Raw genomic sequence first — 17,813 nt, 5'->3', positions numbered from 1 at the left:
AGGCAAGACCCTGGAAGAAATCGTCAAGACTTCCGCGGGCGGCATCTTCAACAACGCCGCTCTGGTCTGGAACCACACTTTCTACTGGAACTGCCTGGCGCCAAACGCCGGCGGTCAACCAACCGGCGCGCTGGCTGAAGCCATCAACGCTGCTTTCGGTTCGTTCGACAAGTTCAAGGAAGAGTTCAGCAAAACCTCGATCGGCACCTTCGGTTCCGGCTGGGGCTGGCTGGTTAAAAAGGCTGACGGTTCCCTGGCCCTTGCCAGCACCATCGGCGCCGGCAACCCGCTGACCAGCGGCGACACCCCGCTTCTGACCTGCGACGTCTGGGAACACGCTTACTACATCGACTACCGCAACGTTCGTCCGAAGTATGTCGAAGCGTTCTGGAACCTGGTCAACTGGAAGTTCGTTGCTGAGCAGTTCGAAGGCAAAACCTTCACCGCTTAAGCTGCACTGCAGTACGACTGTTGGCTGACTTGAATAGTCGGTAAACAGCGCAAAAAACCGAAGCCTCAAACGGGGCTTCGGTTTTTTTTCGCCCGCGCCAAACGTCTCAAGAGCATGTCAGACTCAAATTGCGCAAAAACATCTAAAAAACCACTAATTCAGTGCAAATACTTATAAACAACTGTCAGTTCTGACAGTTACCCATCTTGGTATTCTTGCGTACGTTCAAATCTCCATGAATGTCCTGATGGTTCAGGGCAACGCATCTATAGGGAGATTAATCATGGCGCATAATCCGATGGGCAAGGATCCGGCCGATTACGAAAGCGATCCGATCTTTAACGCAACCACCCAGAAATCCAACATGGTCAACACTCGCACCGGGTTGTTCGAGGCGTATCTGAAAATGCCTTCGGTGATCGGCAATTCCGGCAGTGGCCCGACCGTCGATATGAGCCTGTTCTATAGTCCATTAAGTAACAACATGTTCGCGCTGGGTGACGGCTGGGAACACAGTTTTGCCATCTTCAGTGAAGAGTACGAAAAACTAACGCTCGACACCGGGGAGACACTGCCCCTGAAAAAAGGCGTAGACCTGAAACACTTAGCTGTTATCGCTGAATGGGGCACCGACAGCAAGCTGACTGTTTACCGCAAGGGTGGCAGAAAGGAAGTATTGACCAAATTGGGCGATACACGTTTTTATCTACCCGAATCACTGACAACCGATGGATATAACTATATAACTTTTAGCTGGGCCAGCACGCCTCATGTAATTGACGGGAAAACCTACTATCAAATCATGCTGCTCAGCATCCAGGATGAAACCCGCACGCTGATTGAACTGGATTACACACTCGCCGAGGATGACGACCAACCCGTCACGCCTGTCACCATCACTTACTGGCCGGATGATCCCACTGAAACGCTGCGCTATGAACTGACCATTGAAGACTACTCGCTTGGATCGGTGAAACTGGCTGAAGGTATCGAAGCCACTTTTGACTATATCGATCACAAAACTGCTGGTTGGGTGCTGACAAGATGCGAGGGTTGGGACGGACTTGTTGATGAGGTGGATCTCAGAGACGAGGGACTGCCCTACCCGGGCAACCCAAAGCTATCGAAACTACCCTGTATTACAGACCATAGAATTAAACCTAGCGGCGAGGGGCCACATTTCTGGAACTTTTTTGTGTATAGCTGGAACACCAGCAATACATATTACCTAACTGAAAAAATCGAGCACACTAAATCAACCCATTACCGGTACGACTTTTCTACCAACGAAATCATTTCAGAGATCATACACTTTCGCGATGCTTGGGAAGTTCAAACAGACTACGACATCTCTACTGAAGGAAACAGCTTAAAAAATAGCCGAAACATTTCCTACAAAAAAAATGGCAACACACGGACAATACAAATCCACAACAGACTCAATAAGGACGGAGGTCTTATTGAAAACAAACAACGCACCGTAATTAAATCGCTCGAATACCTGGACGGCGAAACCACATCCCCGGACAATTTCGAAAAATTTCCTTCGAGTTATATAAAACAGGAATTCACATCAGTAGAAGCCCTTCTGGGCAAGCTTCTAACGACCAAACAGTACGACTACTCCACTATAACCGGCATGAGCGAACTGAAACTCAGTCGTACTGTTGAAGACTTTAAACCTTTCGACTTTCAGACCACCAAGGAAGAGCAGACAATTTCTTACTACGATGAAGATGACTTTCGTAAAGGGCGACAAAAAAATACTAGCCGTTCGCGAGGCCAAATCTCTTACCCTCGACACTCTTTCACGTATTCGCTCGGGGGGGTAAACAATACAGAATTGACCGCAGTGACAACCGCTCACGTTGGCAGTGCAACACGTACGTCGTCTCAAACACAGAGTGTTCTGAGTGGACGCATCATTCGCCAAGTAGATACAGATGGTAATCGGGCCGAATACGCCTATGACGCATTCGGCAGAGTAATCACCCATACCCTGTGCGCACAAAGCGCAACCTACAAGCAAACTACCACTTACGCTTACCCGGCCCCTGGACAGGTGCAAATCACCGAGCCAAATGGTCGAGTTCGCCTAAGTGAATACGATGGTCAGGATCGGCTGGTCAGGCAGCACGAATACGTTGCCGCAGGCACACCGCGACTGATCAAGGACGTCAGCTACGACGACTCCGGGCGCGAACTGCGCAGCACTCAATATGATTACCAGGCAGACGGCACGGTCTTGAGCGAGTGGAGCGAGGTGCAATACGATCAGTATGGTGAAGTCAGCGGGCGACGCTACAGCGATGGACGAGAGGATTTCAACCAGTACGACCCAATCGCAATGATTCGAGAAGAGTGGAGCGGAAGGTCGACCGATAAGCACCGCAAGATTACAAGTTACAACGCGGACGAGACGATCAAGAAAATCGAGTGGCTCGGACAAGATGGTGAGGTTTTCCAAACCGAGAACGCCAACTATAACGACTGGAAGCTACTTGAGCGTTTACAGACCGCAGGAGAATACGGCACCACGATCATAAACTATACCTATGACGGATTCGGACGCCGGTTGTCTGAGAGCCATACACAAATAGACAAGGGAGGCCTTCTTCCTCCAGCCGTGGTCTACCGCTACGAGTACACGTACGCCAAAGATTCGCCGAGCGACGAAACCGCGAGCATAGCGATCTGGCTTGGACTTAAGAAGTATGAGTTGGGTAGACGGAATTTCGATGGGTGGGGTCGTACCCTCTCGCTGACTCGAGGCGACGCCATAGAACGTTACGAATACGAGGGATCCAGCCCAGTGCCCAAATTGACATTCAATGCTGACGGCATGGTCCTGAAGCATGAATACATCAAGGAGTTGGGCAACAAACCGAGCAAAGTCAGTACTGAAGATGGCAGTCAGCAGAAGACCTTCACTTATGCCTACGGGCAGCAGAGTCTCTCCACAGCAAGCGAGGGAGAACGTCTTCTAGAATTCACCCATGACCGCAATTTACAAGTCATCCAACAGCGCGTACGAATTCAACCCAACGAAGAGAAAAAACTGTCCTCGTCTCATTCACTGGGAGGTCGTTTGCTCAGTGCAACAGACCCATCAGAAAAACTGACGCAGTTTGTTTATAACGCCATCGGGCAGCGCATCCAGAGCGTCAGCATCGACCTTTCCACGACTAACAGTTACACCGATCAGGGGCAATTGAGCGCAGAAACTGTCATAGATACTGCGGATGGTACACAGAGATCCGTCAACGTAAGTTACACCTATGACGCCCAACACCGTGAAATCAGCCGTCAGTTCATGGTCGCCGGCAATGCCCAGGCGAATCTGGAAATAACCACTGCTTACTTTGGCGACGGAAAACTCAAATCAGTTGAGCTAAAAAATGGTAACGATAAAAAAGGCTCGCGCTACTTCACTTACAACGCAGGGGGGCGACTCAAATGGTGCTTCACCTCAGGGGAATGCAGACCCACTACCCCAAAGGGTCGCACCATCAGCGATGAGAGGTTCACCTATGACGGATTGGGCAATGTCAGTAAATGCGTAACCACCTTTGACGGTGGGACGAACACTGCCACCTACACCTATGACAGTACCAGTGGATGCCGACTGGTAAAGATCCAGAACACCCACCGGGATTATGAGTACTTCTCCAGAACGCTCAGCTACGACGAGGCAGGTCGCCTCCTTCAGGATGGGCTCGGAACAAAATACACTTATGACTGGTTGGGACGACTGAGACAGCAAGGCAGCACCTATTACACCTATGACCCAAAAGATCGCCTGGCAACCTATGACATCGGTTCCGGCAGGGATAAACGTCAAACCCTCTATAACGAGTTGCAGATCCATGGCGACTACACGCTCGGGGCCAATGAAAACAATCATCACCTTGAGCCCGGCAGTGCTGCCTGCACTCTCCAGCGAGTCAGGCGTTCAGGTGTGAACAGAACCCTATTCGAATTGCGCGACATTGATGGCACGGTATGGGTGACCTATGACGCGCAGGCCCAGACCAAAAAGTTTCATCGCTATACGCCTTTTGGTGGACGTTCTAATTCCGTATCGGATTCTATGCTGGGTTTTAATGGTGAATTCACCGGGCCCGGCTACAGGCAGTATCCACTGGGTGCAGGGTACCGTTTTCTCGATACTGAGACACGGCAGTTCAATGCCCCGGACTCGGAAAGCCCATTCGGTGTGGGCGGCCCACACGCGTACGGTTATTGCACTAATGGCGACCCGATCAATTCTTATGATCCGAGCGGCCACCAAGATATAAGTAGAGCAATTGCAAGAGCTCGGGGGGGATACCACGAACATCCAGCAGCTGGTCTAGGGAAAGACGGCGCATTGGTTCACACGATACTCTTTACCGGCATAGGTGTTTTTTTTGCGCCCATGACAGGTGGCGCAAGCATGCTCTTCGCCGTCGCCCTCAGTGCATTGGCCGTTGTTTCCGCAGCCCTGATTATTACATCGGTAGTCATTGCCGACAGCAATCCAGGATTGTCCGAAGGATTGGCCTGGGCAGGTCTGGTCTTTGGGGTCGCCGGAGGAGCATGGTCCATGGGGTCGAGGATTTTGCAGAGTGCCGCTCGATTCGCACGGCATTTGGGGAACACCGCACGTTTCGTCGGCAAGAGCATTTTCAATCGGACGGCGTTCCTTGCAAATGCCAGACAAGCGCTTCAGAAAGGCTTCGGCCCGATGCCGAAGAATGTAAGTACTTCCCTATTCAATTCGAACAGGGTTTTAACAGCACTACCTAACATCGTTGGCGATCTCAATACTCTTGTATTCGGCATCACGGGAGCTTTGGCTAATCTTCGAACCTTCGAGGAGAATGAGAACGCCAATTTTATAAATACGTTGATGGGTGACCTCAGCTACTTACCCCATGGCAATTGGATGAAAATTTTCGCTTCGCTTCGGATTCGTTGATCGATAAACCGCCTTCGATTCCGATAGCACCTACCAGACAAAACCCGGCCATGCCGGGTTTTTTACGCCTTTAATTTATGCAGGAGCTGCCGCAGGCCGCGATCTTTTGATGTCGTTTTGTAGAATCATCATCAAAAAATCGCGACCCTCGGCAGCGCCTACACATCGATAGCGTTGTTCTCACGCGCAATGCCGCCACCCGCCGCTTGCTGCCGCACCACAGAGGACTAACATCCAACAGAGGAAAATTTGTTCCGCATCGCTCAAGTTGAGAGCTAAAACTACCGACATAGTACAAATAGGGCTAATACTCCAGATGGCAGCATTTTGGCCAAGGCTACGGGCAAACCATCCTGTGCCCGATTGTCCCTTTGACTGCCACCCCGGGATTGCCAATACTCATGGCAAACTGACGCTACCCGCACGAAACAAGGAATAACCCTTTGAAGCTGGAACTCAAGAACAGCTTGTCGGTGAAGTTGCTCCGGGTGGTGCTCCTGTCGGCATTGATCGTCGGTGTGGTCTTGAGCTGCGCGCAGATTGTTTTCGATGCCTACAAAACCCGTCAGGCCGTGGCTGGCGACGCCGAGCGCATCCTCGATATGTTCCGCGACCCCTCCACTCAGGCCGTCTATAGCCTGGATCGGGAGATGGGCATGCAGGTGATCGAAGGCTTGTTCCAGGACGACGCCGTGCGTCAGGCCTCTATCGGCCATCCCAACGAAGCCATGCTCGCGCAAAAATCCCGCGACTTGCAGCATTCCAGCAGCCGCTGGCTGACCGACCTGATTCTGGGTCAGGAACGCACTTTCACCACTCAACTGGTGGGACGCGGCCCGTACAGCGAGTATTACGGCGACCTGAGCATCACCCTCGACACTGCCACCTATGGCGAGGGTTTTATCGTCAGTTCGGTGATCATTTTCATTTCCGGTGTTTTGCGCGCACTGGCCATGGGCCTGGTGCTGTATCTGGTTTATCACTGGCTGCTGACCAAACCGCTGTCGCGGATCATCGAGCACCTGACCGAGATCAACCCGGACCGTCCCAGCGAGCACAAGATCCCACAGCTCAAGGGTCACGAGAAAAACGAACTGGGCATCTGGATCAACACCGCCAACCAGTTGCTCGAATCCATCGAACGCAATACGCATCTGCGCCACGAAGCGGAAAACAGTCTGCTGCGCATGGCCCAGTACGACTTCCTCACCGGTCTGCCGAACCGCCAGCAATTGCAGCAGCAACTCGACAAGATTCTGGTCGACGCCGGCAAACTGCAACGCCGGGTCGCGGTGTTGTGCGTGGGGCTGGACGATTTCAAAGGCATCAACGAGCAGTTCAGTTATCAGACCGGCGACCAATTGCTGCTGGCGTTGGCCGATCGACTGCGTGCCCACAGCGGCCGCCTCGGCGCCCTCGCCCGTTTGGGCGGCGATCAGTTCGCCCTCGTGCAAGCCGATATTGAACAGCCTTACGAAGCCGCAGAACTGGCGCAAAGCATTCTCGATGATCTGGAGGCAGCGTTTGCCCTTGATCATCAGGAAATCCGTCTGCGTGCGACCATCGGCATCACCCTGTTCCCCGAGGATGGCGACAGCACCGAGAAGCTGTTGCAGAAAGCCGAACAGACCATGACGCTGGCCAAGACCCGCTCGCGCAATCGTTATCAGTTCTATATCGCCAGCGTCGACAGCGAAATGCGCCGCCGCCGTGAACTGGAAAAAGACCTGCGCGATGCGTTGCAGCGTGACCAGTTCTACCTCGTCTATCAGCCGCAGATCAGCTATCGCGATCATCGCGTGGTCGGCGTCGAGGCGTTGATTCGCTGGCAGCATCCGGAGCACGGTCTGGTGCCGCCGGACCTGTTCATCCCGCTGGCCGAGCAGAACGGCACGATCATCGCCATCGGCGAGTGGGTGCTTGATCAGGCCTGCAAGCAATTGCGCGAATGGCACGATCAGGGCTTCGCCGACCTGCGCATGGCGGTGAATTTGTCCACCGTGCAATTGCACCACGCCGAGCTGCCACGGGTGGTCAACAACCTGATGCAGATGTACCGCCTGCCGCCGCGAAGCCTGGAACTGGAAGTCACCGAAACCGGCCTGATGGAAGACATCAGCACCGCTGCCCAGCACTTGCTGAGCCTGCGTCGCTCGGGTGCGTTGATTGCCATCGACGACTTCGGCACCGGTTATTCATCGCTGAGTTATTTGAAAAGCCTGCCGCTGGACAAGATCAAGATCGACAAGAGCTTCGTGCAGGATCTGCTGGATGACGACGACGATGCGACCATCGTTCGCGCGATCATCCAACTGGGCAAAAGCCTCGGCATGCAGGTGATCGCCGAGGGCGTGGAAACCGCCGAGCAGGAAAGCTACATCATCTCCGAAGGCTGCCACGAAGGTCAGGGCTACCACTACAGCAAACCGCTGCCGGCGCGAGAGCTGAGCGTTTATCTCAAGCAGGCGCAGCGCACCAACGCGGCAATCCTCTAAAAGCGTAAATAAGAAATATTTCCAGCTACAACCCTTTACACATAATGCGAAAGATTTGCATTATGTCGCAGTTTTGCGCCCCCAGCGCGAGTCCATTCAACTACCGAAGCAGGATGTTCGCCATGATTCGTATGCCTCTGGCTACCGCCAGTTTGCTGGCCATCGCTATTTCCCTCGCCGGTTGCGGCGAAGGCAAAGACAAGGCTGCCGCGCCGGCTCCAGCCGCCAGCACCACTGCTCCAGCGGCTGCGCCTGCCGCTGCCGGCAAGGTCGACGAAGCCGCCGCCAAGGCTGTGGTCGCGCACTACGCCGACATGGTCTTCGCCGTTTACAGCGATGCCGAATCCACCGCGAAAACCCTGCAGACCGCCGTCGACGCCTTCCTCGCCAAGCCGAACGCCGACACCCTGAAAGCCGCCAAGGCTGCCTGGGTCGCCGCTCGCGTGCCTTACTTGCAGAGCGAAGTGTTCCGCTTCGGCAACACCATCATTGACGATTGGGAAGGTCAGGTTAACGCCTGGCCACTGGACGAGGGTCTGATCGACTACGTCGACAAATCCTACGAGCACGCGCTGGGTAACCCGGGCGCTGCTGCCAACATCATCGCCAACACCGAAGTACAGGTCGGCGAAGACAAGGTCGACGTCAAAGACATCACCCCGGAAAAACTCGCCAGCCTGAATGAGCTGGGCGGTTCCGAGGCCAACGTCGCCACCGGCTACCACGCCATCGAATTCCTGCTGTGGGGCCAGGACCTCAACGGCACCGGCCCTGGCGCTGGCAACCGTCCTGCTTCCGACTACCTGGAAGGCGCCGGCGCCACTGGCGGTCACAACGATCGTCGTCGCGCTTACCTGAAGTCGGTGACCCAGTTGTTGGTCAGCGACCTGCAAGAAATGGTCGGTAACTGGAAGCCGAACGTGGCTGACAACTACCGCGCCACGTTGGAAGCCGAGTCGGGCGAAACCGGTCTGCGCAAAATGCTCTTCGGCATGGGCAGCCTGTCTTTGGGCGAACTGGCGGGCGAGCGCATGAAGGTTTCTCTGGAAGCCAACTCCCCGGAAGACGAACAGGACTGCTTCAGCGACAACACTCACTACTCGCACTTCTACGATGCCAAAGGCATTCGTAACGTTTACCTGGGCGAGTACACCCGTGTTGACGGTACCAAGATGACCGGCGCCAGCCTGTCGTCGCTGGTGGCCAAGGCCGATCCGGCTGCCGACACCGCACTGAAAGCCGATCTGGCCGCGACCGAAGCCAAGATCCAGGTCATGGTTGATCACGCCAACAAGGGTGAGCACTACGACCAACTGATCGCTGCCGGCAACACCGCTGGCAACCAGGTCGTCCGTGACGCCATCGCATCCCTGGTCAAGCAGACCGGTTCGATCGAAGCCGCTGCCGGCAAACTGGGCATCAGCGATCTGAACCCGGACAGCGCTGATCACGAGTTCTGATCACCGCGTCTGAGTCAAAAAAGGCGACCTTCGGGTCGCCTTTTTCATGCCTGCCATTTGCGGTGATGCTGATGACGCCATCGCTGGCAGGCCACAGGTTTCTCAACGCTCGCAAGATCTGTGTACGCCAACAATCCCTGTGGGAGCGAGCTTGCTCGCGAAAGCGCTGGATCAGATACAGAAGCATCAACTGACACACCGCATTCGCGAGCAAGCTCGCTCCCAGAGGTTTCTGCGCTGTGCTTCAGACCTGATCAACCCCTGTTCCATATCAAGCAAACGATAATTCCTCTTATTCAAACTCCCTCGCCCTGTTAGACTTTGCGCCTTTGTTTTCGCCCGTCCGCAGGATGTCTGATGCCCTCGCTGCCTCTTCGCTTGTCCGCACTGTTTCTGGCCCTGGGCCTGAGTGCCTGCGATGACGCCCCGCGTTTCACCAAGGCTGAGCCCGGTGAAGCACGCTCGGGCGGTGCAGCGACCGTGCGCAAGACCGATCAGAACGCATTCTCCCTGCCCTCGGCCAACCTGCCGCCGTCACGGCGGGTGGATTTCAGCGTCGGCAACAGTTTCTTTCGCAGCCCGTGGGTGACCGCGCCGTCGACCACCACCGCCCGCGACGGCCTCGGTCCGCTGTTCAACACCAACGCCTGCCAGAATTGCCACATCAAGGACGGTCGCGGTCATCCGCCACTGCCTGACGCGGCCAACTCGGTATCAATGCTGGTGCGCCTGTCGATCCCCGATGCGCCGCAATACGCCAAAGTCATCGAGCAGCTCGGCGTAGTGCCGGAGCCGGTGTACGGCGGGCAGTTTCAGGACATGGCCGTGCCAGGCGTCGTGCCGGAAGGCAAGGTGCGCGTCGAGTACACGCCGGTTCCCGTGCGCTTCAAGGACGGCACCGAAGTCGAGTTGCGCAAACCGCTGTTGCAGATCACCCAGCTCGGTTACGGCCCGATGCACCCGGACACGCGTTTCTCGGCGCGTGTCGCCCCGCCGATGATCGGCCTCGGCCTGCTCGAAGCGATCCCCGAAGACGCAATCCTCGCCAACGCCGCCGCGCAAGCCAAAGAAAAAAACGCGGTCAATGGCCGGCCGAACCAGGTCTGGGACGACGAGCTGCAAAAAACCGTCATCGGTCGATTTGGCTGGAAAGCCGGGCAACCAAACCTCAATCAACAGAATGTTCACGCGTTTTCAGGTGATATGGGCCTCACCACCAGCCTGAGACCGTTCGATGACTGCACCGACGCGCAAACCGCCTGCAAACAGGCGCCGAACGGCAATGGCCCAAATGGCGAGCCGGAAGTCAGCGATAACATCCTGCGTCTGGTGCTGTTTTATAGCCGCAACCTCGCCGTGCCCGCGCGTCGAGGCATCAACGACGAACAAGTGCTGGCCGGCAAGAACCTGTTTTTCCAGGCCGGTTGCCAGTCGTGTCACACACCGAAATACACCACCGCCGCCAACGCGGCCGAACCTGAACTGGCCAATCAAGTGATTCGCCCGTACAGCGATCTGCTGCTGCATGACATGGGCGACGGTCTGGCCGACCACCGCACGGAATTCCAGGCCTCCGGCCGCGACTGGCGCACGCCGCCGTTGTGGGGGATCGGCCTGACGCAAGCGGTCAGTGGCCACACCCAGTTTTTGCATGATGGCCGCGCACGCAATCTGCTCGAAGCGGTGCTCTGGCACGGCGGCGAAGCGACAGCTGCGCAGCAACAGGTTTTAGCTTTCAATGCCGAGCAGCGTGCCGCGCTGCTGGCGTTTTTGAACTCACTTTAAATACAGATAAAGATCCGGGAGCCCGACATGTTCCGTCCCAAGCTGTTGTTCACCAGCCTTGCCGCCATCGCCCTCGGCGCCTGCTCGCCGCAGGATCCGCAAGCCGTTACCTCGGCTGCCATTGCCAAATCGGTGATCCTGCCGACCTACACCCGTTGGGTCGAGGCCGACAAGCAACTGGCCGTCAGCGCCCTCGCCTACTGCCAGGGCAAGGAAACCCTGGAAACCGCCCGCGCCGACTTCCTGCACGCGCAGAAAGCCTGGGCCGAGTTGCAACCGTTGCTGATCGGCCCGTTGGCCGAGGGCAACCGCTCGTGGCAGGTGCAGTTCTGGCCAGACAAGAAGAACCTCGTCGGCCGTCAGGTCGAACAACTGGTCGTCGCACAACCGCAGATCGATGCCGCCGCCCTGACCAAGTCGAGCGTGGTGGTTCAAGGCCTGTCGGCTTACGAATACATCCTGTTCGACGCCAAGCCAGACGTTGCCAACGCTGAGCAGAAAGCCAAATACTGCCCACTGCTGATCGCCATCGGCGAACGTCAGAAGCAATTGGCCGAAGAAATTCTGCTGAGCTGGAACAACACCGACGGCATGCTCGCGCAGATGAGCAAGTTCCCCAACCAGCGCTACGCCGACTCCCACGAAGCGATCGCCGATCTGCTGCGCGTGCAGGTCACCGCGCTCGACACCCTGAAGAAAAAACTCGGCACGCCGATGGGCCGCCAGAGCAAAGGCGTGCCGCAGCCATTCCAGGCTGATGCGTGGCGCAGCCAGTCGTCGCTGACTGCGCTGGAAGCCAGCCTCGCCGCTGCCAAAACCGTTTGGGAAGGCGTCGACAACAAAGGCCTGCGCGGTCTGTTGCCTAGCGATCAAAAGCCACTGGCAGACAAGATCGATGCTGCCTACGCTGCCTCGCTGAAACTGTTCGACAGCACCCAGCGTTCGCTCGGCGAAATGCTTGAAGACGACGCTGGTCGTCAGCAACTCAACGATATCTACGACAGCCTCAACGTTGTCCATCGCCTGCACGAAGGCGAACTGGCCAAGGCGCTGGGCATTCAACTGGGCTTTAACGCCAACGACGGTGACTGATGAGGGCAAGTGCCATGCTGCGACGCCAGGCTCTGACTTTAGGTAGTTTGCTGCTGGGAGCAGTGACGCTGGGCGGCTGGACGCTGTTCAAACGCAAGGATCAGAGCCCGCTACTGCTGTCGGCTCGCGACGACACCGACGGCAAGCACTACGCCGTCGGCTATCGGCTGGATGGCACGCGCGTGTTCGCCACCGAAGTGGGTCAGCGCTGCCACGACATCATCAATCATCCGACGCTGGCGATTGCGCTGTTCGTCGCCCGCCGGCCGGGCACCGAAAGCTACCTGATCGACCTGCGTGACGGTACGTTGCTGCAAACCGTGACGTCGCAGCCGAACCGGCATTTCTATGGCCATGCGGTCGTGCACAAGGACGGCGAATACCTGTACGCCACCGAAAACGACACCAGCGACCCGGGTCGTGGCCTGCTCGGGGTGTACAGGTTCGAAGGCGAGCGACTGGTGCACAGCGGCGAGATTTCCACCCATGGTCTAGGCCCGCATCAGGTGTCATGGATGCCGGATGGCGAAACCCTGGTGGTGGCCAACGGCGGGATTCGGACCGAGGCGGAAAGCCGCGTCGACATGAACCTCAGCGCCATGGAGCCGAGCCTGGTTCTGATGCAGCGCGACGGCACCCTGCTGAGCAAGGAAACCCTCGCCCAGCAGATGAACAGCGTGCGCCACTTGGGCATCGCCAGCGACGGCACCATCGTCGCCGGTCAGCAATTCATGGGCGCGTCTCACGAGCGCTCGGAGCTGCTGGCGATCAAGCGTCCGGGGCAGCCGTTCGTGGCGTTTCCGGTGCCGGAGCATCAGTTGCAGTCGATGGGGCATTACACCGCCAGCGTCGCGGTGCACAGCGACCTGCGACTGGTGGCATTGACCGCTCCGCGCGGTAACCGCTTCTTTATCTGGGATCTGGACAGCGGCGAAGTGCGCCTCGACGCACCGTTGCCCGATTGCGCCGGCGTCGGTGCGGTACAAGACGGCTTTGTCGTGACCTCGGGTCAGGGGCGTTGCCGTTACTACGATTGCCGTCAGGTTGAACTGCTGGCCAAGCCGCTGGAATTACCGGCAGGGCTCTGGGACAACCATCTTCATCTCATGACTTGACACAACCCCTGTGGCGAGGGGATTTATCCCCGTTGGGCTGCGAAGCGGCCCCCTAAATCCTTCAGTCATACCGCGATTGCAGGTTTTAGGGCGGCTTCGCCACCCAACGGGGATAAATCCCCTCGCCACAAGGTTCATATCCGGCCGCCATGTAAAAACTGCCAGTTGGAATCCGCCCTGCACTCGGAGTAATGTTGCCCGCCTGTCTCACCTGATTTATCCAAGGAACTGGAAATATGCTGCGTCGCCGCATGCTGATCATGTTGGGTGTTGTTTTGCTGATTGTCCTGGTGCTGGGCGGGTATAAAGCCTTTTCGATTTACACCATGGTCCAAGGCTTCTCCAAGCCGAAACCGCCGATCAGCGTTGCCGTGGCCAACGCCAGTGAGCGACCGTGGCAGATGCGCCTGCCTACCGTCGGCAGCCTTAAAGCGCTGCAAGGCGTCGACCTGAGCCTGGAAGTCGCCGGCACCGTCACCGATCTGAAATTCGAATCAGGGCAGAAGGTCAAGGCCGGGCAGCCGTTGCTGCAACTCGACAGCGCCGTCGAAACCGCCCTGCTGGAAACAGCCAAGGCTGACCTCGGCCTGGCGCAACTGGACTTCGGCCGGGGCAGCCAACTGGTCGACAGCCGCGCCATCTCCAAAGGCGAGTACGACCGACTGTCAGCCGTTCTGCAAAAGAACAAAGCCACGGTCAATCAGCTCAACGCATCGCTGGCGAAAAAACGCATCCTCGCACCGTTCAGCGGCACCATCGGTATCCGTCAGGTCGACGTCGGTGATTACCTGGCCAGCGGCACAAAAATCGCCACCCTGCAGGATTTGAGTAGCCTCTACGCCGACTTCTACATGCCCGAGCAATCGGTGCCGAAACTGGCCATCGGCCAAGCGGTGAATATCTCGGCTGCCGCTTACCCCGGGCAGATTTTCCCCGGTAAGATCAGCGCTATCAACCCGCTCGTCGAAAGCACCACGCGTAACGTGCTGGTGCGCGCCACCCTGGCCAACCCTGACGGCAAACTGTTGCCGGGCATGTTCGCCAGCCTCGAAGTGTTGCTGCCCGATCCACAGAAACACATCGTGGTGCCGGAGAGCGCGATCACCTACACCCTCTACGGCAACTCGATCTACGTGGTCGGCCAGAAGAAAGCCGAGGATGGCAGCCTCGAAAAAGACGAAAAAGGCCAACCAGTACTGATCGCCGAGCGTCGTTTCATCGAAACCGGTGACCGCCGCGATGGCCTGGTGATGATCAACAAGGGCGTGCAGAGCGGCGAACAAGTGGTGACGGCCGGCCAGATCAAACTGGACAACGGCGCACACATTGCCATCAGCGACGACAAGACCCTCGGCGAGCAGAACAGTCCGCCCCGCGCCGACTGATCAAGGAATCCCCATGGCTTTTACCGACCCGTTCATCCGCCGCCCGGTGCTCGCCACCGTGGTCAGCCTGCTGATTGTGCTGCTGGGCTTCCAGGCCTGGAGCAAGCTGCCGCTGCGCCAATACCCGCAAATGGAAAACGCCCTGATCACAGTCACAACCGCCTACCCCGGGGCCAACGCCGAAACCATTCAGGGCTACATCACCCAGCCGATGCAACAGAGCCTGGCCAGCGCCGAGGGCATCGACTACATGACCTCGGTCAGTCGGCAGAACTTCTCGGTGATCTCCATCTACGCGCGCATCGGCTCCAACAGCGACCGTTTGTTCACCGAGTTGCTGGCCAAGGCCAACGAAGTCAAAAACAAACTGCCGCAGGATGCTGAAGACCCGGTGCTGAGCAAGGAGTCCGCCGACGCCTCGGCGCTGATGTACATCAGCTTCTTCAGCAAAGACCTGAGCAACCCGCAGATCACCGACTACCTGTCACGGGTGATCCAGCCAAAACTGGCAACCCTGCCGGGCATGGCCGAAGCGGAAATTCTCGGCAATCAAGTGTTCGCCATGCGCCTGTGGCTCGATCCGGTGAAGCTGGCCGGTTTCGGCCTCAGCGCCAGCGACGTGACCAACGCCGTGCGCCAGTACAACTTCCTCTCCGCCGCCGGCGAAGTGAAAGGCGAGTACGTGGTCACCAGCATCAATGCCAACACTGAATTGAAGTCCGCCGAAGCCTTCGCGGCGATTCCGCTCAAGGTCAGTGGCGACAGCCGCGTGTTGCTCAGCGATGTCGCGCGGGTCGAAATGGGCGCGGAAAACTACGACTCGATCAGTTCGTTCGGCGGCACGCCTTCGGTGTATATCGGCATCAAGGCCACGCCGGGGGCCAACCCGCTGGATGTGATCAAAGAAGTGCGCAAGATCATGCCGGAGCTGGAGGCGCAGCTGCCGCCCAACCTCAAAAGCGAGATCGCCTACGACGCCACGCTGTTCATTCAGGCCTCCATCGACGAAGTGGTGAAAACCCTGTTCGAAGCGGTGCTGATCGTCATCGTCGTGGTGTTCCTGTTCCTCGGTGCGCTGCGCTCGGTGGTGATCCCGGTGGTGACCATTCCGCTGTCGATGATCGGCGTGATGTTCTTCATGCAAATGATGGGTTATTCGATCAACCTGCTGACCCTGCTCGCGATGGTGCTGGCCATCGGCTTGGTGGTCGACGATGCGATTGTCGTGGTGGAAAACATCCACCGGCATATCGAGGAAGGCAAAACCCCGTTTGACGCAGCGCTTGAGGGTGCCCGGGAAATAGCCATGCCGGTGGTGTCGATGACCATCACCCTGGCGGCGGTTTATGCGCCAATCGGTTTCCTCACCGGGCTGACCGGAGCGCTGTTCAAGGAGTTCGCGCTAACCCTGGCAGGCGCCGTGGTGATTTCCGGCGTCGTCGCCCTGACCCTGTCGCCGATGATGTGTGCCTTTTTGCTGCGCCACGAAGAAAACCCCACGGGCCTGGCGCACCGACTCGACCGCATCTTCGACAGTCTCAAACGCCGCTATCAGAGCACGCTGCATGGCACGCTGAACACCCGCCCGGTGGTGCTGGTGTTTGCCCTGATTGTGTTGTGCCTGATCCCGGTGTTCCTCAAGTTCACCAAATCGGAACTGGCGCCGGACGAAGATCAGGGCATCATTTTCATGATGGCCACCGCCCCGCAACCGACCAACCTTGATTACCTGAGCACCTACACCGACGAGTTCATCGAGATCTTCAAGGAGTTTCCGGAGTACTACTCCTCGTTCCAGATCAACGGCTACAGCGGCGTACAGGCGGGCATTGGCGGCTTCTTGCTCAAGCCCTGGAACGAGCGCAGCCGCACCCAGATGGAAATCCTCCCCGAGGTGCAAGGCAAACTCGGAGCCATTGCGGGTTTGCAGATTTTCGGTTTCAACTTGCCCTCCCTGCCCGGCACCGGCGAAGGTTTGCCTTTCGAGTTCGTGATCAATACCGCCAACGACTACGAACTGCTGCTGCAAGTGGCCGACCGGATCAAGAAACGCGCCATGGAGTCGGGCAAATTCGCCTTCGTCGACCTCGATCTGGCGTTCGACAAACCGGAAGTGGTGGTCGACATCGACCGCGCCAAAGCGGCGCAGATGGGCGTGTCGATGCAGGACCTGGGCGGCACTCTGGCGACGTTGCTGGGCGAGGCGGAAATCAACCGTTTCACCATTGAAGGACGTAGCTACAAGGTTATCGCCCAAGTAGAACGACCCTACCGCGACAACCCGGACTGGCTGAACAATTACTACGTGAAAAACACCCAGGGCGAGTTGCTGCCGCTGTCGACGCTGATCAAGGTCAGCGACCGCGCACGACCGCGTCAGCTCAACCAGTTCCAACAGCTCAACGCGGCGAAGATCTCTGGTTTCCCGCTGGTGAGCATGGGCGAAGCGATCGACACCGTATTGCAGATCGCCCGGGAAGAAGCACCGGCCGGTTTTGCGTTCGACTACGGTGGAGCATCGCGGCAGTTCGTTCAGGAAGGCAGTGCCTTGTGGGTGACGTTCGCGTTGGCGCTGGCGATCATTTTCCTGGTGCTGGCGGCGCAGTTCGAGAGTTTCCGTGATCCTTTGGTGATTCTGGTGACGGTGCCGCTGTCGATCTGCGGCGCGCTGATTCCGCTGTTCCTCGGCTGGTCGAGCATGAACATTTACACCCAGGTCGGGCTGGTGACGCTGATCGGGCTGATCAGCAAGCACGGGATCCTGATCGTCGAGTTCGCCAACCAGTTGCGCAAAGACAAGGGCCTGTCGGCGCGTGAAGCGGTAGAAGAGGCAGCAGCGATTCGGCTGCGCCCGGTCTTGATGACCACGGCGGCGATGGTGTTCGGCATGGTGCCGCTGATTCTGGCGACCGGCGCGGGGGCCGTCAGCCGGTTTGATATCGGCATGGTGATTGCGACGGGGATGTCGATCGGGACGTTGTTTACGCTTTTTGTCCTGCCGTGCGTTTACACCCTGTTGGCGAAACCCGATCCCAAAGAAACCCGTTAACCGTTGTGGGAGCGAGCTTGC

At 57.4% G+C, this 17,813-nt stretch carries 9 protein-coding genes; all 9 read left to right on the top strand.

Features of this window, described 5'->3' with window-relative positions:
- Positions 1-451: superoxide dismutase (locus ACIQVE_RS23710; RefSeq protein ID WP_402812938.1), on the top strand; the 451-nt coding region annotated here is incomplete at its 5' end.
- Between the two features lie 283 nt (positions 452-734).
- Positions 735-5,411, top strand: a complete 4,677-nt coding sequence (locus tag ACIQVE_RS23705; RefSeq protein ID WP_402812936.1) for an RHS repeat-associated core domain-containing protein — start codon at positions 735-737, stop codon at positions 5,409-5,411.
- Between the two features lie 443 nt (positions 5,412-5,854).
- On the top strand, positions 5,855-7,906 hold the full coding sequence (locus ACIQVE_RS23700) for a putative bifunctional diguanylate cyclase/phosphodiesterase (protein ID WP_402812934.1): 2,052 nt from the start codon (positions 5,855-5,857) through the stop codon (positions 7,904-7,906).
- Positions 7,907-8,028: 122 nt separating this feature from the next.
- The gene (locus tag ACIQVE_RS23695; protein ID WP_402812932.1) at positions 8,029-9,366 is read left to right on the top strand and encodes an imelysin family protein; all 1,338 of its coding nucleotides are present in this window, start codon (positions 8,029-8,031) and stop codon (positions 9,364-9,366) included.
- A 357-nt stretch (positions 9,367-9,723) separates the two neighbouring features.
- Entirely contained in the window at positions 9,724-11,151 is a 1,428-nt protein-coding gene (locus tag ACIQVE_RS23690; protein WP_402812929.1) for a di-heme oxidoredictase family protein, read from the top strand.
- Positions 11,152-11,178: 27 nt separating this feature from the next.
- Positions 11,179-12,243, top strand: coding sequence for an imelysin family protein (locus ACIQVE_RS23685; RefSeq protein ID WP_402812926.1), 1,065 nt, complete (start codon positions 11,179-11,181; stop codon positions 12,241-12,243).
- A gap of 14 nt (positions 12,244-12,257) precedes the next feature.
- Positions 12,258-13,358 carry a DUF1513 domain-containing protein gene (locus ACIQVE_RS23680; protein ID WP_402812923.1) on the top strand — a complete coding sequence of 367 codons (1,101 nt, stop codon included), beginning with the start codon at positions 12,258-12,260 and terminating at the stop codon, positions 13,356-13,358.
- A 236-nt stretch (positions 13,359-13,594) separates the two neighbouring features.
- The gene (locus tag ACIQVE_RS23675) at positions 13,595-14,743 is read left to right on the top strand and encodes an efflux RND transporter periplasmic adaptor subunit (RefSeq protein ID WP_402812920.1); all 1,149 of its coding nucleotides are present in this window, start codon (positions 13,595-13,597) and stop codon (positions 14,741-14,743) included.
- A gap of 13 nt (positions 14,744-14,756) precedes the next feature.
- Complete coding sequence (locus ACIQVE_RS23670; protein ID WP_402812917.1) at positions 14,757-17,792, top strand: multidrug efflux RND transporter permease subunit; 3,036 nt, start codon at positions 14,757-14,759, stop codon at positions 17,790-17,792.
- The last annotated feature ends 21 nt before the right edge of the window (positions 17,793-17,813 follow it).

Source organism: Pseudomonas sp. NPDC098747, assembly GCF_044760045.1.
Taxonomy (GTDB): Bacteria; Pseudomonadota; Gammaproteobacteria; order Pseudomonadales; family Pseudomonadaceae; genus Aquipseudomonas.
Note: the sequence above shows the minus strand (reverse complement) of the source record. Positions and strands in the feature narration are given on the sequence as shown.

Coding starts and splice junctions, on each gene's coding strand:
- ACIQVE_RS23705 (WP_402812936.1), top strand. CDS start 735: ATGGCGCATAATCCGATGGGCAAGGATCCGGCCGATTACGAAAGCGAT.
- ACIQVE_RS23675 (WP_402812920.1), top strand. CDS start 13,595: ATGCTGCGTCGCCGCATGCTGATCATGTTGGGTGTTGTTTTGCTGATT.
- ACIQVE_RS23690 (WP_402812929.1), top strand. CDS start 9,724: ATGCCCTCGCTGCCTCTTCGCTTGTCCGCACTGTTTCTGGCCCTGGGC.
- ACIQVE_RS23685 (WP_402812926.1), top strand. CDS start 11,179: ATGTTCCGTCCCAAGCTGTTGTTCACCAGCCTTGCCGCCATCGCCCTC.
- ACIQVE_RS23680 (WP_402812923.1), top strand. CDS start 12,258: ATGCTGCGACGCCAGGCTCTGACTTTAGGTAGTTTGCTGCTGGGAGCA.
- ACIQVE_RS23695 (WP_402812932.1), top strand. CDS start 8,029: ATGATTCGTATGCCTCTGGCTACCGCCAGTTTGCTGGCCATCGCTATT.
- ACIQVE_RS23670 (WP_402812917.1), top strand. CDS start 14,757: ATGGCTTTTACCGACCCGTTCATCCGCCGCCCGGTGCTCGCCACCGTG.